The sequence below is a fragment of the Streptomyces sp. MCA2 genome (assembly GCF_023544705.1).
In the GTDB taxonomy this organism is placed as follows: domain Bacteria; phylum Actinomycetota; class Actinomycetes; order Streptomycetales; family Streptomycetaceae; genus Streptomyces; species Streptomyces decoyicus.
Map to the genome: position 1 here is coordinate 18,616 of NZ_JAMJFM010000077.1, position 19,157 is coordinate 37,772.

General features: G+C 70.5%; 13 protein-coding genes. 9 read left to right on the plus strand and 4 right to left on the minus strand.

Annotated features, from left to right (window positions below):
• Positions 1-108 precede the first annotated feature (108 nt).
• From M8I34_RS38200 to M8I34_RS38220, 5 genes are all read left to right on the plus strand, one after another.
• Positions 109-1,380, plus strand: coding sequence for an aspartate kinase (locus tag M8I34_RS38200; RefSeq protein ID WP_030989759.1), 1,272 nt, complete (start codon positions 109-111; stop codon positions 1,378-1,380).
• On the plus strand, positions 1,377-2,492 hold the full coding sequence (locus M8I34_RS38205) for an aspartate-semialdehyde dehydrogenase (RefSeq protein WP_030089274.1): 1,116 nt from the start codon (positions 1,377-1,379) through the stop codon (positions 2,490-2,492). Before M8I34_RS38200 ends, M8I34_RS38205 begins: the two co-directional genes overlap by 4 nt.
• Positions 2,493-2,983: 491 nt before the next feature.
• Positions 2,984-3,646, plus strand: coding sequence for a SigE family RNA polymerase sigma factor (locus tag M8I34_RS38210; RefSeq protein WP_244419606.1), 663 nt, complete (start codon positions 2,984-2,986; stop codon positions 3,644-3,646).
• A 161-nt stretch (positions 3,647-3,807) separates the two neighbouring features.
• A complete protein-coding gene (locus M8I34_RS38215; protein WP_250057607.1) occupies positions 3,808-5,469 on the plus strand; it encodes a hypothetical protein in 1,662 nt (553 codons plus the stop codon).
• 90 nt (positions 5,470-5,559) lie between these two features.
• Complete coding sequence (locus tag M8I34_RS38220) at positions 5,560-6,594, plus strand: SURF1 family protein (protein ID WP_250057608.1); 1,035 nt, start codon at positions 5,560-5,562, stop codon at positions 6,592-6,594.
• Between the two features lie 53 nt (positions 6,595-6,647).
• Here M8I34_RS38220 and M8I34_RS42070 read toward each other — a convergent pair whose 3' ends face one another.
• Positions 6,648-7,052, minus strand: coding sequence for a hypothetical protein (locus tag M8I34_RS42070; protein ID WP_374211046.1), 405 nt, complete (start codon positions 7,050-7,052; stop codon positions 6,648-6,650).
• Here M8I34_RS42070 and M8I34_RS38225 point away from each other — a divergent pair.
• Positions 7,032-8,021: a cation diffusion facilitator family transporter gene (locus M8I34_RS38225; RefSeq protein WP_374211045.1), complete on the plus strand. Its 990-nt coding sequence runs from the start codon at positions 7,032-7,034 to the stop codon at positions 8,019-8,021. The genes M8I34_RS42070 and M8I34_RS38225 overlap by 21 nt on opposite strands.
• An 834-nt stretch (positions 8,022-8,855) precedes the next feature.
• Here M8I34_RS38225 and M8I34_RS38230 read toward each other — a convergent pair.
• Positions 8,856-10,679, minus strand: coding sequence for a prolyl oligopeptidase family serine peptidase (locus M8I34_RS38230; RefSeq protein ID WP_250057615.1), 1,824 nt, complete (start codon positions 10,677-10,679; stop codon positions 8,856-8,858).
• Between the two features lie 243 nt (positions 10,680-10,922).
• Here M8I34_RS38230 and M8I34_RS38235 point away from each other — a divergent pair, with 243 nt between their 5' ends.
• Entirely contained in the window at positions 10,923-11,756 is an 834-nt protein-coding gene (locus M8I34_RS38235) for a bifunctional 2-polyprenyl-6-hydroxyphenol methylase/3-demethylubiquinol 3-O-methyltransferase UbiG (RefSeq protein WP_250057610.1), read from the plus strand.
• A 348-nt stretch (positions 11,757-12,104) separates the two neighbouring features.
• Here the strand turns inward: M8I34_RS38235 and M8I34_RS38240 are convergent, their stop codons facing one another.
• Both M8I34_RS38240 and M8I34_RS38245 read right to left on the minus strand, forming a co-directional pair.
• Positions 12,105-13,397 carry a cytochrome P450 gene (locus M8I34_RS38240; RefSeq protein WP_250057611.1) on the minus strand — a complete coding sequence of 431 codons (1,293 nt, stop codon included), beginning with the start codon at positions 13,395-13,397 and terminating at the stop codon, positions 12,105-12,107.
• A 326-nt stretch (positions 13,398-13,723) separates the two neighbouring features.
• Positions 13,724-14,524, minus strand: a complete 801-nt coding sequence (locus M8I34_RS38245; RefSeq protein ID WP_250057612.1) for a TetR/AcrR family transcriptional regulator — start codon at positions 14,522-14,524, stop codon at positions 13,724-13,726.
• Positions 14,525-15,424: 900 nt separating this feature from the next.
• Here M8I34_RS38245 and M8I34_RS38250 point away from each other — a divergent pair.
• On the plus strand, positions 15,425-17,521 hold the full coding sequence (locus tag M8I34_RS38250; RefSeq protein ID WP_250057613.1) for a bifunctional polysaccharide deacetylase/glycosyltransferase family 2 protein: 2,097 nt from the start codon (positions 15,425-15,427) through the stop codon (positions 17,519-17,521).
• Between the two features lie 231 nt (positions 17,522-17,752).
• A complete protein-coding gene (locus M8I34_RS38255) occupies positions 17,753-19,027 on the plus strand; it encodes an LCP family protein (protein WP_250057614.1) in 1,275 nt (424 codons plus the stop codon).
• Positions 19,028-19,157: the final 130 nt, after the last annotated feature.

Consider the following 19,157-nt stretch of genomic DNA (forward strand, 5'->3'; position numbering starts at 1 on the left):
TATCAGCAGGGCGGACTCCGCTTGCTCGTTAGACTGAGCCGACCGCAGTACCCCCATTTCCGGGGGTCCGGGAGGAAACTCCCGAAGAGACAGTTGCGAGGAGCGCACGTGGGCCTTGTCGTGCAGAAGTACGGCGGCTCATCCGTTGCGGATGCCGAGGGCATCAAGCGCGTTGCCAAGCGAGTCGTCGAAGCCAAGAAGAACGGCAACCAGGTTGTCGTAGTGGTTTCGGCGATGGGCGACACGACGGACGAGCTGATCGATCTCGCGCAGGAAGTGTCCCCGATTCCGTCGGGGCGCGAGTTCGACATGCTGCTGACCGCCGGAGAGCGGATCTCCATGGCCCTGCTGGCGATGGCGATCAAAAACCTCGGCCATGAGGCGCAGTCCTTCACGGGCAGCCAGGCCGGCGTCATCACCGATTCCGTGCACAACAAGGCACGGATCATCGACGTCACGCCGGGCCGCATCAAGACGTCCGTCGACGAGGGCAACATCGCCATCGTCGCCGGGTTCCAGGGCGTGTCCCAGGACAAGAAGGACATCACGACCCTGGGGCGCGGTGGGTCGGACACGACCGCCGTCGCGCTGGCGGCCGCCCTGGACGCCGATGTCTGTGAGATCTACACCGATGTGGACGGTGTCTTCACCGCCGACCCCCGGGTCGTGAAGAAGGCCCGGAAGATCGACTGGATCTCCTTCGAGGACATGCTGGAGCTGGCCAGCTCCGGATCCAAGGTGCTGCTGCACCGTTGCGTCGAGTACGCACGCCGATACAACATCCCGATCCACGTCCGCTCCTCGTTCTCGGGGCTGAAGGGCACATGGGTCAGCAACGAACCGCAAGGGGACCAGCCGATGGAGCAGGCAATCATCTCGGGCGTCGCACATGACACCTCCGAGGCGAAGGTCACGGTCGTCGGAGTCCCGGACAAGCCGGGCGAGGCCGCGCGCATCTTCCGTGCGATCGCGGACTCCGAGGTCAATATCGACATGGTCGTGCAGAACGTGTCCGCCGCGTCGACCGGTCTGACCGACATCTCCTTCACGCTGCCGAAGGCCGAGGGCCGCAAGGCCGTCGCGGCCCTGGAGAAGACCCGTGCGGCGGTGGGCTTCGACTCGCTGCGCTACGACGACCAGATCGCCAAGATCTCGCTGGTCGGCGCGGGCATGAAGACCAACCCGGGCGTCACGGCGACGTTCTTCGAGGCGCTGTCGAACGCGGGCGTGAACATCGAGCTCATCTCGACCTCCGAGATCCGCATCTCGGTCGTCACCCGTGCCGATGACGTCAACGAGGCCGTTCGCGCCGTGCACACCGCCTTCGGTCTCGACACCGACAGTGACGAGGCCGTGGTCTATGGCGGCACCGGCCGATGATTCCGGCCGAGGCGGGCCGTCCGTCCCTCGCTGACACGGCGTGGGCGGACGCCCGTACGGCCGCCAAGCCGCATCTCGCCGTCGTCGGCGCCACCGGCGCCGTCGGCTCGGTCCTGCTCGGCATCCTGTCCGAGCGGGCCGACATCTGGGGCGAGATCCGGCTGATCGCCTCGCCCCGTTCGGCCGGCCGCAAGCTGACCGTGCGGGGCGCCGAGGTCGAGGTCGTCGCGCTGAGCGAGGATGCCTTCGAGGGCATCGATGTCGCGATGTTCGACGTCCCCGACGAGGTCGCCGCGCAGTGGGCACCGGTCGCGGTGTCCAAGGGCGCGGTGGTCGTGGACAACTCCGGCGCGTTCCGGATGGACCCGGACGTGCCGCTCGTCGTACCCGAGGTCAATGCGCACACCGCACGGGTACGGCCGCGCGGCATCATCGCCAACCCCAACTGCACGACGCTCTCGATGATCGTCGCGCTGGGTGCGCTGCATGCCGAGTACGGGCTGAGCGAGCTGATCGTCTCCTCGTACCAAGCCGTTTCCGGAACCGGTAAGGCCGGTGTCGACACCTTGCGGGCGCAGCTGTCCGCGGTGTCCGGTACGGAGCTGGGGTGCGCGCCCGGCGATGTGCGGCGGGCCGTCGGGGACACGCTGGGGCCGTTCCCGGCGCCGATCGCGCTCAACGTCGTGCCCTGGGCCGGCTCGCTCCAGGAGGACGGCTGGTCCTCCGAGGAGCTCAAGATCCGTAACGAGTCCCGCAAGATCCTGGGGCTGCCGGACCTGCCGGTCACCGCGACCTGTGTGCGGGTGCCGGTGATCACCACGCACTCGCTGACCGTGCACGCCCGGTTCGAGAACGAGGTCTCGGTCGGTGGTGCGCACGAGATCCTGGCCGCGGCCCCCGGGGTCGTCCTCAGCGACGACCCGGCCGTCGGCGAGTACCCCACCCCCGCCGATGTCGTCGGCACGGATCCGACCTGGGTCGGGCGGGTGCGGCGCTCGATGGACGATCCGCGGGCGCTGGAGCTGTTCGTCTGCGGGGACAATCTGCGCAAGGGCGCGGCGCTGAACACGGCGCAGGTGGGCGAGCTGGTGGCGGCGGACCTACGGGGATAGGTCCGGCCGCGGCCGGGAATCCGGCGCCGGGGTTGCCCGGCGGGCTCCGTCAGGGGTTCTGACAGGGGCTGCGAAAATGCCGACAAGGGCTGCGAGGATGCCGACAGGGGCTCCGGCCATGCTGTGGGGGCGACTTGGCGGGATCGGCCGTCGTGCGCTGAGCTCCTGGGAGATACTTTGTGGGGCGTGTGAAGATCCTGTGAGCGAATTGCCGGTCCAAACCTCTTGATCTGGGCTGACGATCTGTTCGACCATTCGCTCCCCGTCGCACTGCAACCGGCAGTTGGGCGGGGAGCGTCTTTGTGGCCGCCCTCACAGGTGGTCCGGGATGTCCGCGGGCCGCAGGGTGGGGCCCCGGGTAAATCGGGGTATTTGCGTCGGGGTAATTAGGGCATTCAGGAAGAGCTGGTACGCATGAGGGCATTTGATGCATCGTCAAAAGCGGTGCCTTGCGCGTACAACCCTTGTGGGGGGAAGCGTGTCCAACAGGCGTGGCAGAGGTACTCGGATTCACCGTCGCCCCGGCAGGGGCAGCAGGCGCAACAGTGCGCCCGCCGCGTCCCCTTGCGTCCGGGGGCATGCCAGTGATCGCTCCCTGGCCCACCACGCGTCCCGCGCAGATTCCTCCTCAGCGTGGGGACACTGACGACGCGATGGCAGCGGGCACCACAGTCGACCACCTCACCGAGACCTACCGCGCGCACTACCGCTCCCTGCTCGGTCTCGCCGCACTGCTCCTCGACGACACCGCCTCCTGTGAGGACGTCGTCCAGGAAGCCTTCATCCGCGTGCACTCCGCGCGCGGACGGGTGCGCGAACCCGAGAAGACCCTCGCCTATCTCCGGCAGACGGTCGTCAACCTCTCGCGCTCCGCGCTGCGCCGCCGCATCCTCGGGCTCAAGCTGCTCTCCAAGCCGATGCCCGACATGGCGAGCGCCGAGGAGGGCGCCTACGACCTGCTGGAGCGGGACCAGTTGATCCAGGCGATGCGCGGTCTCCAGCGCCGGCAGCGTGAAGTGCTGGTGCTGCGCTATTTCGCGGATATGACCGAGGTGCAGGTGGCCCAGACGCTGGGCATATCGCTCGGCTCCGTCAAGGCCTACGGGTCGCGGGGCATCGCGGCGCTCCGCGTCGCGATGGAGGCTCCGGCATGAGTGGCACCACGTCCGGCCGGTACGACCCGTTCGCATCGGGTGGCTCGCATGGCGCGAGCAACCCGACCCACCCGAGCACGCCGAACGGACCGATCCACCCGAGCACAGTGAACGGACCGACCCACCCGGGCACGTCGAACGCACCGATCCACCCGGGCACGTTGAACGGACCGACCCACCCGAGGACGCCTCGCGGGGCGATCTCCCCGCGCACCCCCGGCAATTCGAGCACGGCGCTCGACCCGATGAGCCGGAGCGGCGCACGCGGCACCGGACTCGCCCGGTGCGACGCGGCACACGGAGGCGGCGCTCCGTACGGCCGTCCCGACGAGGCGGCCGGGGCCCATGGGGCTCCCGGCGAGCCGGCGCGTGGGCCGTATGCGGCACGTGAGGCGCAGGGGCACCCGGGCGGCGAACCGGGGGAGGGCCGCCGACGGGGCATCACGTCCGGGCAGGGCGCGAAATCCGGCCAGGATTCCGGCCAGGATTCCGGCCAGGAATCCGGCAACGACGGTGACATCTGCGACATCGATGACATCGGTGTCGCCGACGGAGCACCGGTCGAGACGGCCGAGACGGCCGAAGCGGCGGCCGGCCCGCAGGACGCCGCGTCCGCTGCCGTCGGAGCACCCACCGGCACGCAGGGAACAACGGCCGCCCCCGGAGGCGGAGCAGACGCCGGTGACGACGCCGACAGCCATGCGTACGGCAGCCATGCGTACGGCAGCGAGGCGCAGGCCGGCGGCACGGGCGACGGCCCCGGTGACGGCGATGGTCACGGCCACGGCCGAAGCCACCCCACCGGCGGCTTCGGCGGCGAGGACGATCTGCGGCGGCTGCTCCAGTCCCGTGCCGGCGCCCTCGAACCGTCGCCGGACGCACTGGACCAGCTGCGCCGCGCGGTGCCCGCCCGCCGTCAGCGCCGTCGGCATGTGGTCCTGGGCGCGGCGGCCGCGCTGCTGCTCGGTGGTACGTCCATCCCCGCCATGGTCCACGTCGCCAACCTCTCCGACAGCTCCGACCGGCGGTCCGCCGGCGCGGCGAGCAGCCGGCCCGCCCAGGGCGTCAGCGGGGGCGCACACGGCGAAGGCACCGAGCAGACCGGCCCGCAGCCGACCGAGCCGGGTGGCGCGGCGCCGGACGAGGGCAAGCCGGCGGACACGGGCAAGGCCAGGGGGAAGAACGGCGCGGGCCCCGGTGCGGGCGCCGGCAGCCCCGCCCCCGACGAGACCATGGACGTCACCTCGCCGGTCTGCGGGCGCGACCAGCTCGGCCAGGGCACCAGCACGGTCGGCTCGGCGGACTCCGCGGGCCGCGTCTACGGCACGTTCCGGGTGGTCAACACCTCCGCCGCCGCATGCTCCGTCGAGGGCGGCGGCAGCGTCGGCCTGGTCGCGCAGGGCTCCACCAACCCCGACCACATCCACGTCGTCGACCACACCTCGGGCGACGAGGCCACCGGCCTGCCCGACCCTGCCACCACCCCTGACCAGCTGGTCCTCAAGCCGGGGCAGGCCTACGAGGTCAAGTTCGCCTGGATCCCGCAGTCCGGCGGCGGCACCAGCGGATGCGTCAGTCCCGGTCCCTCACCGACCCCCGACCCCTCCAAGGACCCCGGCCAGTCCCCGGACGCCGGGACCCCGGCAACGGGTGACGGCGGCGGTCAGGCGGGCGGCGAGGAGGGCGCCGGGGGCGGTGGCGCGCCCGGTGGAATCGTTCTCAGCCATACGCCGGAGGCCGGCGAGCCGGCCGCGGCCGATGCCAAGGTCACGGATGCCTGCGCCGGAACGGTGTACCGCACCGAGGCGCTGGCGTCCTCGTAGCAGCCGACGGCCCAGAACCCGGCGGCAGGGGCAAGCGCCGGCGGAGGGGGCGGTGCGGCCCCGCCGTACGGGCCCCGTACCTTTGATGGTGTGTACCGGTTCCTGCTGACCCCGCGGTGGTGGGGAATCAACGTGTTCGCCGTACTGGCGATTCCGCTCTGCCTCTTCATGGGCAGCTGGCAGCTGAGCCGCTTCGAGGACCGCGTCGACAACCACCAGCAGCAGGAGGACCGCTCGGCGCGGGCCAAGACCGCCGCGGCCCGGCCGCTGGCCGATCTGCTGCCCGTCAACACGGTCACCTCAGGACGGCAGACCAGCGCCCGCGGGCACTACGACACCGCCCACCAACTGCTCGTACCGGGCCGTACCTTGAAGGACCGGCACGGCGGGCAGCAGGGCTTCTACGTCCTCAACCTGCTGCGCACGGACAGCGGCAAGGCGCTGCCGGTCGTACGGGGCTGGCTGCCCGGTGACGCCGGTGCGAAGGCCGCCACGGCGAGGGTGCCCGCGCCGCCCAAGGGCGAGGTGACGGTCACCGGAGCGCTCCAGGCCTCCGAGAACCAGGGCACCGACGGCGTCCAGGCCGGCGGCGGGCTGCCGCAGGGCCAGCTCGGCATGATCAGCGCGGCGTCGCTGGTCAACATCGTGCCGTACGAGGTCTACGACGCCTGGATCACGCTCACCGACGCCCAGGCACCGCTGCGCGCCGTCCCCCCGGCCGCCGCCGAGGGCAGCGGCCTGGACCTCAAGGCCTTCCAGAACCTCGGCTACACCGGCGAGTGGTTCGTCTTCGCCGGCTTCGTCGTCTTCATGTGGTTCCGCCTCTTCCGCCGCGATGCCGAAGCCGCCAAGGACGCGGCGCTGGGGATCGTGCCGGAGGGGGACGGGGACGGGGGCGGGGACGCGTCTCGGGCCGGGGAACCGGGCGAGCGTCAGGCCGGGGGCGGGGACGCGGCGGCCGGGGACGTGCCCCAGGGGGAAGGCAAGGCCGGTGAGCGGTGCGCGGACCGGGGCGAGGCGCGGGGCACGGACCAGGGCGCGGACCGGGGCGAGGCGCAGGGTGAGGGACCGGCCGCGGGACAGGACGAGGGTCGGGGCGAGGCGGCGCGGGCCGGGAAGGCCTGAACTCGGCGGCTCCTCCGCTCCTGCAACGGTGTTGCACCTGGTCAGAGGGCGTATCACGGCAGTAGCCGCAATGGAATCGGCGTGCCACGGTAGGCCATATGGCAGGTAAAGGCACCCACCCGCACGGCCATGATCACGCCCACGGCGACCACCACCACGACCACGGTCACGGTGACCACGACCACGGTCACGACCATGACCATGACCAGGACTTTGAACACGGGCACGGCGACGGGCACGACGACACGTCCGCGCGTGCCGAGTGCGCTGGTCACGACCAGGTACAGGCCGATCACGCTGGTCACGAGCAGGTACAGCCCGACCGCGCTGATCACGAGCAGCCAGGCACTGCCCACCACGGTCACCACCACCATGACCACCACCGCCGTGGCCATCACCAGGCCCACCCCTCCCACCCCTCCGGTCACTGGGCGCGGATCCGGCACCGGCTCGCCCACCTCGTCACCCCGCACAGCCATGCGGCCATGGACAAGATCGACGCCGCGATGGAGACCTCCCGCGAGGGCCTGCGCACGCTGTGGCTCTCGCTCGGCATCCTGGGCCTGACCAGCGTGATCCAGCTGGTGGTCGTCGCGCTGTCAGGGTCGGTGGCGCTGCTCGGCGACACGATCCACAACGCCGCCGACGCGCTGACCGCCGTACCGCTGGGCATCGCCTTCGTCCTCGGGCGCCGGGCCGCGAACCGCCGCTACACCTACGGATACGGACGGGCCGAGGACCTCGCGGGGATCGTCATCGTGCTGACGATCGCCGTCTCCTCGGCCGTGGCCGGCTACGAGGCCGTGGACCGGCTGCTGAACCCCCGCGATGTCACCCACCTGTGGGCCGTGGCCGCGGCCGCCGTGATCGGGTTCATCGGCAACGAGTGGGTGGCCCGCTTCCGCATCCGCACCGGCCGCAAAATCGGCTCGGCCGCACTCGTCGCCGACGGCCTGCACGCCCGTACCGACGGCTTCACCTCCCTCGCCGTCCTGCTGGGCGCGGGCGGCTCGGCTCTCGGCTGGCGGGCGGCCGACCCCCTCATCGGCCTGCTGATCACCGTCGCCATTCTCATGGTGCTGCGGGACGCCGCCAGGGAGGTCTACCGGCGGCTGATGGACTGCGTCGACCCCGGCCTCATCGACGCGGCCGAGACCGCACTGCGCGCGGTCGACGGCGTCCGCGGCGTCGGACAGGTCCGCATGCGCTGGATCGGCCATACGTTGCGCGCCGAGGCGGATATCGTCGTCGACGCCCGTCTGACCGTGGTGCAGGCCCACGCACTCGCCGTCACCGCAGAGCACGCCCTCATCCACGCCGTCCCCCGGCTCGCGGCCGCGACCGTGCACACCGACCACACCACCAGCGAGGGCAGCGACCCTCATGCGGCTCTGGCTCATCACACGGCTCATCACGCCGCAGCTTGATCGTCCCCGCCCCGCCCCCGCCCCACCCCCTCCCCACACCACCTGAGGCCCTCGGTTGCCAGCCCGCGGCTGCGACCGAGGGCCAGTGGCCCCTCCTCCCACGGGCTACCCGGCCGGCGTCCAGCCGCAAGCGACTGCGGGACCCCGCCTCCCATGGGTCACCCGCCAGCGTCCGACTGCGGGATCCCGCCCATGGGGAACCCGCCAGCCTGGACCCGCCAGCGATGCCCCGGCCCGCAGATCACCCAGCCGCAGGTCACCCAGTCCCGGGGCACCAGGCCGCGGGACACCCGCCCAAAGGGCACCGGTCCACAGGCCACCCAGTCACAGGGCACCGCCCAGAGACACCCGGCCCCATCCTGCCCTGGAGCACCGTTCCCACGAGTGCTCCCACGAGACACTCCGCCGCGCCCGTGGCGTACCGCTCCCACGGGCCACCCCACCGCAGCGCCAGTTCCGGCCGGGCCCCCGGACCGACGTGGCCCTCTGTTCCGACGCGGCCCCCTCCTGCACGCGGCGGAGTGCCTCGGGGCACGCGACACCCCCTCCCGCGGAGTCCCCCTCCCGCGGAGCCCCCGCTCCCGCCGCGCACCCCGCTCCCCGCCGAGCCACGGGGCACCCGGCGCCGCACCGAGCCACAGACCACCCCACGCACAGCACCCGCCCCACGGTCACCCCGTGCAGCGCCCGTCCCAGGGGCACCCCGTGCAGCGCCCGACCCGGCGGGTCACCCCGCGCAGCGCCCGACCCGGCGGGTCACCCCGCGCAGCGCCCGACCCACAGGGCACCCCCAACGAGGGCCCCCCGCCGCCCCTCCCGGCACCCTTCAGCCCCCTACCTCTTGTCGATCACATACCGCTGGGCGAAGTCGAGTTCCAGGCGGACCTGCTTGATTCGTTCCTCCACGACCAGGGAGCCGTGTCCGGCGTCGTAGCGGTAGACCTCGTGCGGATGGGTGCGGCCCTCCAGCCGCTGGACGTAGTTCTCCACCTGCTGGATCGGGCAGCGTGGGTCGTTGACGCCCGCGGAGATGTAGACCGGTGCCCGCACCGCGTCCACATACGTCAGCGGCGATGACGCCTCGAAGCGCTCAGGGACCTCCTCGGGGGTGCCGCCCAGCAGGGTCCGGTCCATCGCCTTGAGGGCTTCCATCTCGTCGTTGTACGCCGTGACATAGTCCGCGACCGGGACCGCCGCCAGGCCCACCGCCCAGGCGTCCGGCTGCGTACCGAGCCCGAGCAGCGTCAGATACCCGCCCCATGAACCGCCCGCCAGTACCAGTCGCTCCGGATCCGCCAGCCCGGACGAGACCGCCCACTCGCGCACCGCGGCGATGTCCTCCAGCTCGATCAGCCCGACGCGGTGCTTGAGCGCATCCGTCCAGGCACGGCCGTAGCCGGTCGAGCCGCGGTAGTTGACGCGTACGACCGCGAAGCCGTGGTCCACCCAGGCCGCGGGCGACGAGGCGAAGGCGTCACTGTCGTGCCAGGTCGGACCGCCGTGTATGTCGAAGACCGTCGGGAAGGGGCCCTCGCCAGCTGGCTGCTGCACCAGCGCATGGATGCGGCCGCCGGGGCCCTCCACCCACACGTCCCGCACCGGCACCGACCCGGGCGCCTTCATACCGGGCGGGTCCAGCACGACCTTGCCGCTCGTCGAACGCACCTCGGGAGGCTGCGCCGCCGACGACCACAGGAACTCCACCGCTCCGTCCGGCCGCGCCGTCGCGCCCGAGACCGTGCCGGCCGGGGTCTCGACCCGCGTCAGCAGAGACCGGCCGGCCGCGGCAGCCGCGTCAGTGGCACCGCCCGCAGCACCACCCGGCGTACCCAGCTCATAGCGCCACAGCTCGCTCCGTGCCTGGTACTCGTGCTCCACCAGCAGCGCCGAACCGTCGGGATACCAGTCGGCACCCACATCTCCCGGGAGGTCGATCTCCAGCGCGGTCTCCGTCCCGGTCAGCGGATCCCAGAGCATCGGCTCCCAACGGCCCCGCCGCTGGTGCCCCACCAGCAGCCGGGCATCCCCGTCCACCGGTGCGAAACCCATCACCGACAGGCCCAGCTCCTCGGTCCCGCCGTTGGTGTCGTCCAGCTCCGCGACCGTGGAGCCGTCGGGCCGTACGACACGGATCGCGGAGTGCATCGCATCGCCGTGCTCGGTGTGCTCGAGGGCGATGAGCGACCCGTCGTGCGAGAGATCGCCGACGCCCGCCGACTCGCGGTGCCGGTAGATCTCCACCGGCGGCTCCCCGGGCCGTACGACATGGACCGTCGAGCCCTCCTCGTCCGTGGAGCACCCGACGACCGCCGTCCCGTCCCGGCCGATCGCCAGCCCTCCCGGATACGAGGCGGCGAGCCCCGGAGTGGCCGGCTCATCGGCGCCGCCCTCGAACGGCTGCCGCATCCAGACGCCGAACTCGTCCCCGTCGGTGTCCGAGAACCACCAGATCCACCGGCCGTCCGGCGACAGCGTCCCGTCCGTCGTGCCGTTCGGACGGTCCGTGGCCTGCCGCTGACTGCCGGTTGCCCGGTCCCACGCGTACAGCTCGAAGGTGCCGGTGGCGTTCGAGACGAACAGGGAACGGTCCGGGGCGTCCTCGGCCCAGTCCGGCAGCCCGATCCGCGGTGCACGGAAGCGCTTCTCCCAGTCCGGCATCGCGGCGTCCGTGCCGCTGGAGCCCGCCGAGCCAGTCGAGTGCTTCGCCGATCCGTCCGCTCCCGCTATCGGGTCGGCGAAGCCCGTCCGTGTCCCCGTCGTGGGGTGGGTGTCGGTCGTCGAAGGGGTCGGAGAGGTGGCGTGGCCTGGGTCTGCGGTCGTCTCGTCAGTCATGGGCCCATTCTGCGCCCGGCGCCGGAAATCCGTTGGCGAGGGCCACAAGGCTGTGGATAACTTCGCCGTATGCGAAGACACACCGGCCCCGACGACTGGCGGGAGGCCAATCGCGCGAAGTGGGACGAGCGCGTCGCCATCCACACCGCGAGTGATTATTACGACCAGGACGGATTCCGCCGGGCCCGCGACGTACTCCGTGACTTCGAGGTCGCAGAGGTCGGGGATGTCACCGGCCGCTCCCTCCTCCACCTCCAGTGCCACTTCGGCCAGGACACCCTCTCCTGGGCCCACCGCGGCGCGGCCCGCGTCGTCGGCCTGGACTTCTCCGAACCCGCCGTCGAAACCGCCCGCGAACTGGCCGCCGAACTCGGCTACGGCCCCGACCGCGCGGCGTTCGTCACAGCCGATGTCTACGACGCCGCCGAAGCCGTCCCCGACACCGCGTACGACATCGTCTACACCGGCATCGGCGCCCTCAACTGGCTCCCGGACCTCGAGCGCTGGGCCGACACCGCGGCCTCCCTCGTCGCCCCCGGCGGCTTCCTCTACCTCGCCGAATTCCACCCGTTGTGCGACGCCTTGGACGACGAGACCGGCTCGCGCCTCGTCCACGACTACTTCAGCCGTGACGCCTGGGTGGAGGAAACTCCCGGTACCTACACGGACTTCGACGCCCCGACGGTGAACAACCGCAGCGTCGAATGGCAGCACCCACTCGGCGATGTCGTCTCGGCCCTGGCCGGCACCGGCCTGCGCATCGACTTCCTGCACGAACACGACATGACGATGTTCCAGCGCTTCGCCGCACTACGCCGCAACGCCGACGGCTACCACCGCTTCCCCGGCGACCGCCCCCGCATCCCCCTCATGTACTCGCTGAAGGCAAGCCGGGCCGGCTGAGGGCAAGCCGTGCCCAGGACCCGCTCACGGCCGGGAGCGTTTACGCGCGCCCAAGAAGCTGGTCCCCTACTACGTGACGGTGTAGTACCGGAACTGCGGCACGTACGACCCGCTGCCGATCATGAGCGACGGCAGAGGGCCCGTACGGACCTGGCGGGACGACTGCCCCACCGGGTCCGCTGCCCGGACAGCGGTGCTGCCCGCACAGCCGTGCTATCCGCACAGCCGAGTTGTCCGCACGGTCCGCTGTCCGTATGGGCTAGCGGCAGAGGGACCGGGGCGCTCAAGAGGCCTTCGCCCCGGATCGCTCTGTGCACCACGCCCCGCGCGTACGAGCGCGGCGTGCCCTCACCCCAGCCGCAACGGCAGGGAATTCAGCCGCCAGTTGCCGGGCAGCGGCAACCGCTCCAGGCGTTCCGGTTCGATGCCCAGGGACACCTCCGGGTAGTGCGCGAGCAGTTTGCCGAACGCGACTTCGCCCTCCTGCTTGGCGAGGGTGGCGCCGAGGCAGTAATGCGCACCGTGGCCGAAACCCACATGGTTCTCGGCGTGGCCGGCGGGGTGTCGCGTCAGATCGAGACGATCGGGGTCGGTGTAGTGGCGGGGGTCGAAGTTCGCCGAAACCAGGAGGAGTTGTACGGCGTCGCCCTTGTGGATCCGCGTACCGGCGAGGTCCACGTCGGCGGCCGCGTAGCGCAGCTGGGTCATCTGCACGGGCCCGCACCAGCGCATCAGCTCATGGACGGCCCGGGGGAGCAGGGCCGGGTCGTCCTTGAGCAGGCGCAGCTGGCCGGGATGGGTGAGCAGCGCCGCTGTGCCGTTGCTGATGAGGTGGGCGGTGGTCTCGTGACCGGCGAGGACGAGCGTGAGGATCATGGTGACCATCTCGACGTCGCTGAGCCGGCCGCCGTCGTCGTCATGGGTACGGATCAGCTCGCTGAGCAGATCATCGGTGAGCGCGCCGCGCCGCTCCCGGACCATCTGATGGATGTGCTCGATCATCGCCGGGAACGTTGAGCCGAGTCGGTCCGGGTCCATCGAGAGGAGGTCGGTACCCCACTCCCGCCACTGCGGACGGTCCGCTTCGGGTATGCCGACCAGTTCGCAGATGACGGTGATCGGCAGGGGGTAGGCGAAGTGCTGGATGAGATCGACGACGCCGTCCTCGGCGTATTCGGGGAGCCGGGCCAGCAGTTCGTCGGCGATCTGCTCGACACGCGGCCGCAGATCGGTGATCTTCCGGGCCGTGAACGCGCGCGACACCAGACGGCGCAGCCGGGTGTGGTCGGGGGCGTCGTAGTTGAGAATCGACCCGAGCATGTAGACGCGGAGATGCTCCGGGAGACCCAGCATGTCCATCAGCCTGGTCAGCGGGTTCTCCTCGGCCGACAGGGCCAGGGGCGGCGAGGCCGGATTGTTCACGAACCGCTGGTCGCGCAGGACTTGGCGGACCTCCTCGAAGCGTGTCACGAACCAGACCGGTGAGTCGTCCATGAACCGGCCCCGTACGACCGGGGCCTGCTCGCGCAGCGCGCCATAGCCCGTGAACGGGTCGGTGAGCAGCGCCGGCTCCATCACATTCGGCTCGCCCGGGTGTTTCCCGACGTGCGCAGCGAACGGGGAGCTGGATAATGCCGACATCTTTCGATCTCCTCCGGGTTGGGAGCGGGTCCGGGAGTCCGGGTAGGAATCCGGGCGGACCTGGACTTGGATGTGGCTCGGTTCTTGCCGCAGGACGCGCTTGAGCATCCTGTGGCCGGGAAGTCAGTTATGCGGAATCGGCCCCGGGGGGGGGCCGGCATCATGCAATCGAGCCCATGGAGCCCACCGCACGAGCTCCCTGCATGAATTCACTGCACGACTGCACGACTGCACGACCGCACGATTCCGAATCCGAATCCGCTGCGGGAATGCACTGCACTGAGTCCGTCGCGCCGAGTACGCCGCACTGCGTGCACAGCACACCCTCAGTCACGTATCTGCCGGCGCATCTCCTGAGCGCAGAGCTCGGTGAAATGCTCGTAGCAGGCGATGATTTCGGGAGCGGCCGCAGCCGCCGCGACGCGCATACGGGCGGAAGCGGCATCCGGACCGCATCCGGACCCGGAGCCCGGACCGGAGCCCAGGTCGGAGCCCGGACCGGAATCCGGGCCACCGGAACCTGATCCGCCGTCCGCTGACACCTCCAGCGCGCTTCGGATGGTTCGGGCGAGAATGTCGGCGCGTACCTCCAGGGTGTCCGGGGCGCGGTCGGACAGCAGCGCCTCGGCCGTGAAGAACCCGTTGGATGTCGCCAACAAGGCGTATTGCTGATGGTGTACGTCGGTGTCGTCGCGCACCAGACCGTGTTCACGGAGCGCTTCGAGATGGCGGCGCAGATACCGGTCGCCCTGGCCCATCAGTTCCGCGAACTCTTTCTTGGCGGTGTCGTTGAGCCGGCCGAGGATGTCGGCGTCGTCGGTGTAGAGCGCGCGCAATACCGGCTCGCCCTGGAAGTCGAGGAAGTGCCGCCGCATCATCCGGCTCGGCAGAATCTCCAGTGGATCCGCCCGCATGCGTTCCAACTGCCGTTGATGGATGTGGGATTGCGCCTTCAGCATCACGGCGAGGAGCAGTGCGTCCTTGGTCTTCCAGTGCAGATACACCGTGCCCTTGCCGACCTTGGCACGGCGGGCGATCTCGTCGATCGTCACCCGCCCATAGCCCCAGGCGACCAGCAACTCCCCTGCGGCGTCCAGGATGTGGTCTGCGCGCTGCGAGCGTTCCACGTGGTGCCCCCTCCCCCGACTTCATGACCAGATATCGAATCCGGTCACACAGTCAAAGGTAGGCCGGGCGGCGTTGGGGGATAAGGGTGTTTTCAGTCAGTGGACCGGGCGGTGAGGCCTTCTCAGGCCTTCTCCGATCCCAGGACGGGAGCGCGACGACGCTTCGCGGTCGTCGTCACCGCTAGTACTGGCCGATGCCCGTTAGTAGGGCCCGGTGCCCGTGCGTCATGGCCACATCCGGCCTCCCCGAGCAGTACGCAGCCTCCCCGAGCCCGTACGCCGCCTCCCCAAACCCGTACGCCACCCCGCCGTAGGCCATTCGCCACTGTGCGTGCGCCCGTTCAGTGACCTCCGCCCCTCCTCCCGCGGCGGGGTCAGGTGTTACAACACTCTCAGATCAAGGTGCTCCCACATCGCGATGCGGAGGGTGCAATAGCGGGCAAGACGGCCTCACCATACCTCCCTGACCTGGGGAAACGGGTTTTCCTCACGGTGCGGGCCCGTCGGGCCGGAGGCTTGTCACCCAGACCAGAGGTCCCAGGAATGTGCCGTTAACCGAAATCGACCATGAGTACACTCGCCGACCATGTGTGAGGCCAGCCGGAACACAAAACGGCAGAAAATACGCGTTTCCCAGTCATGTGCCGACCCTTCCGTCCAGCACGGAAAGGTCCTGCGGAACTCGGTCGCTGTCGGCGACGCCCCTTGCCGGGCGTCCGCCGCCGACCGCGGACGCGTCCCGGCCGGGCGGGAGGCGTCGTCGAAGAGAGCGGCGGACGTCTCGGCTGCCGGTGACTTCTCGTCGTTCCTCACCCGCGCCGCGGCGGCTTCGGTGCCGGCCATGGCAGCAGCCCGGACACACCTCGCGCCGACCGTGATCGAAGTCACCCCGGTCGCCACGTGAGGCGCCGCTCCAACCGTGGCCGCCATGCGCAGTCCCGTGACCCGCGTGGTCATTGGCTGCTGCTGATCCTCGTGCTCCCCCTTGCGTTCGGCGCGCTGCTCTTCGAAGGCTGGACGACCCACGAGGTCGACGCCGCGAAGACCCGGCGTGACTGCACCACCCCCGTGCCGGCGGCGGTGGACAAGGGCGGCCCGGTGGTGCGCCTCAACGGTGACAAGGTGAAGTCCGCCTCGGTGCCCGCCCGCACCGTGGCGCTCACCTACGACGGGGGCCCGGACCCCGTATGGACGCCACGCCTGCTCGATCTGCTGCGCAAGCACCATGCGCACGCCACCTTCTTCCTGCGCGGTGCCCAGGCGGCCAAGCATCCGGACCTGGTACGCCGGATCAAGGCCGAGGGCCATGAGATCGGGTCGAACACCTACACCGGCGCGGTCATGGGCTCGGCCTCGCCTTTCCGGGCCGGGCTGGAGCTGTCGCTGACGCAGAAGGCGCTGGCGGGCACGGCGGGCATCCACACCAAGCTGCTGCGGCTGCCGCAGACCACCGCGGTGGACACGATGTGCGGCGCCGAGTGGAAGGCGGCCCAGCGCGCCGGTGCGGAGGGCTACACGCTGGTGGCCGCCGACCGGTGGTTCCGCAAGCCGTCACAGGGCGTGATCCGGCAGTTCAGCCAGAACGATGTCGCCTACAGCGACAGCGAGCGGCTGCTCAACAACCGGAACGTCAAGAAGTTCACCACCGTGACGGCGGGGACCGGGCTGGCCGCGGCCGATACCCCGGCACCCGTCCATGAGCGGTGGCTGGGCCAGGCCCTGGTCTGGATCAAGGCCCTCGGGAACGGGTTCGTGGAGGGTATGACCTGGGTGCTGGGCATCGCCGGCGGTCTGGGAGTGCTGCGGCTGGCGTCGCTCGTCTTCTTCGCCCGGGCCCATGTCCGGCGGCTGGAGCGCTTCCGTCCGGGCTCCCCCTGGTTGCGGGAGATCGTCGACCCGGTGACGGTCCTCGTACCCGCCTACAACGAACAGGCGGGCATCGAGTCCACCGTCCGTTCACTGCTCGCCTCCACACACCCGCATCTACAGATCATCGTGATCGACGACGGGTCGACGGACGATACGGCGGACATCGCCGCCCGGATCGGTGACCCCCGTGTGGAGGTGATCCGCCAGACCAACTCGGGCAAGGCGGCCGCGCTCAACACCGGACTGGCCCACACGCGGTACGACATCGTGGTCATGGTCGACGCCGACACCGTCTTCGAGCCGGACGCCATCCAACGGCTCGTCCAGCCGCTCGCGCACCCGGCCGTGGGTGCGGTCAGCGGCAACACCAAGGTCGGCAACCGGCGCCGCCTGCTGGGCAGATGGCAGCACCTGGAATATGTCTTCGGATTCAACCTCGACCGGCGGATGTTCGAGGTGCTGGAGTGCATGCCGACGGTCCCCGGCGCCATCGGTGCCTTCCGCCGGGACGCGCTGATGGGAGTCGGCGGGGTCAGCGAAGACACCCTCGCCGAGGACACCGACCTCACCATGGCCCTGTGGCAGGCGGGCTGGCGGGTGGTCTACGAGGAGTCCGCGATCGCCTGGACCGAAGTGCCCACCTCGCTGAGCCAGTTGTGGCGGCAGCGGTACCGCTGGTGCTACGGCACGCTCCAGGCCATGTGGAAGCACCGCCGTGCCGTCATCGAAATGGGCCCGTCCGGCCGCTTCGGACGCCGCGGGCTGAGCTACCTCGCCCTCTTCCAGGTCGCCCTGCCGCTGTTCGCGCCGATCGTCGATGTCTTCGCCCTGTACGGGGCGCTCTTCCGCGGTCCGGAGATCTCGGCCGTGGTGTGGTTCGGCTTCCTCGCCCTCCAACTGGCCTGCGCCGGATACGCGTTGCGGCTCGACGGCGAGCGTCTGCGGGAGTTGTGGGCGATGCCGTTCCAACTGTTCATCTACCGGCAGCTGATGTATCTGGTGGTCATCCAGTCCGTGGTGGCCTTCCTGCTCGGCACCAGACTGAAGTGGCAGCGCATGCACCGTTCCGGCACCGCCGCGCAACAGATCGGACAACCGGTCGCGTACGAGAGCCTCTCGTCGAGATGACCGTCGAACGAGCGCCCTCGGGGCGTCCGCCCGGAACCGGACCGGGCGGACGCCGCGGGCGCGGCCGGGCGCTCCCCGTCCGCGGCCGGGCCGGGGCACGCGAGACGGACCGTGCCTCCGCGCCCGGCCGCCGGCCCGTGACCCCACGGCATTCCCCGCATTCGGTACATACGTTTGTGCAGATCCGCGCACCATTTGGTGAAGAGCAGATGAGCATGCAGACTGCCGCGCATGACTGATTGGCTGGAGGGGCCGCCCGAAGGTGCCTGGCGCTACGGGGAAGCGCCGGCGCACCACACCACCGGGCAGGTGTGGCACCAGGCTGCACACCCGCCTCGGATGCACCCGGAACGGTCACAGAACCTCGACGCGCACCAGGCCGTCCCGCAGGCGCCGCTGCCCCCGTCCGGGCTCGACGCCCGCACCGGCAACGGGCGGCGACCCCTGCGCACCGGCCCCTCGGGCCCCGGTGGCGGCAACACCGGCCGGCGCAGACGAGCCGCGGGCCCTCCGCCGCGGCGCCGCCGGGTCACGCGCGCGCTGATCGTCCTGTCCACCGTGCTGGCCGTCGGCTCCGTGGGCACCTACGTCTGGGCCGACACCAAGCTCCACCGTGAGGTCAACCTCGGCAAGATCGCGGACCGCCCGCCGCAGGGCCGGGGCACCAACTATCTGATTGTGGGTTCCGACAGCCGTGTGGGCCTCTCCGAACGGGCCAAGAAGGATCTGCACACCGGCGGCTCGGCCGATGCGGGCCGTCGCACCGACTCGATGATCCTGCTGCACACCGGTGACCACGGAACGTCGATGGTGAGTCTGCCGCGTGACTCGTGGGTGAACATTCCGTCGCACATCCGCCCCGAGACCGGCAAGCACTACCGCGAGTCGAAGAACAAGCTCAACGCGGCGTTCTCGTTCGGCGGCCCCGACCTGCTCGTTCGCACCATCGAACGCAACACGGGCGTACATATCGACCACTACACGGAGATCGGCTTCGCGGGCTTCGTCGGCATCGTGAACGCGGTCGGCGGCGTGCCGATGTGCCTGGACAGGGACGTCAAGGACGAGAAGTCCGGCGCGGATCTGAAGAAGGGCTGTCACACCCTCGACGGCCGCACGGCGCTCGCCTTCGTCCGCCAGCGCCACCAGGAGGCCCAGGGCGACCTGGGCCGCAGCCAGAACCAGCAGAAGTTCCTGGCCGCCCTCGCCCGCAAGGCCGCCACCCCGGGCACCCTCCTCGACCCGTCCAAGGTCTACCCCACGATGAGCGCCGGCCTGGACACCCTCATCGTGGACGACGACACGGGCCTGCCGAACCTGACCTCGCTCTTCAAGGCCATGAAGGCCGTCACCGCGGGCGACGGCAAGCGCCTCACCGTCCCCGTATCGAGCCTCAGCTTCCCCACCTCCAAGGGCAGCGCCGTGAAGTGGAACACACAACAGGCCAAAAAACTCTTCACCGAACTGAACCAGGACCGGCCGGTGACGTTCAGCGAAAAGAACTGACCTGCCGCACCTCGTCCGACGGCGCCCGGGAGCCCCCGACGCGCCAGACACCGGACCCGGCGTCAGTCAGCGCCCCGGCCCGCCCCGGGGCGCTGACCGACCACGGTCGTGTGCGCGCACCTGGCGCCCT

Coding starts and splice junctions, on each gene's coding strand:
- M8I34_RS38205 (WP_030089274.1), top strand. CDS start 1,377: ATGATTCCGGCCGAGGCGGGCCGTCCGTCCCTCGCTGACACGGCGTGG.
- M8I34_RS38230 (WP_250057615.1), bottom strand. CDS start 10,679: ATGCCGGACTGGGAGAAGCGCTTCCGTGCACCGCGGATCGGGCTGCCG.
- M8I34_RS38235 (WP_250057610.1), top strand. CDS start 10,923: ATGCGAAGACACACCGGCCCCGACGACTGGCGGGAGGCCAATCGCGCG.
- M8I34_RS38240 (WP_250057611.1), bottom strand. CDS start 13,397: ATGTCGGCATTATCCAGCTCCCCGTTCGCTGCGCACGTCGGGAAACAC.
- M8I34_RS38255 (WP_250057614.1), top strand. CDS start 17,753: ATGACTGATTGGCTGGAGGGGCCGCCCGAAGGTGCCTGGCGCTACGGG.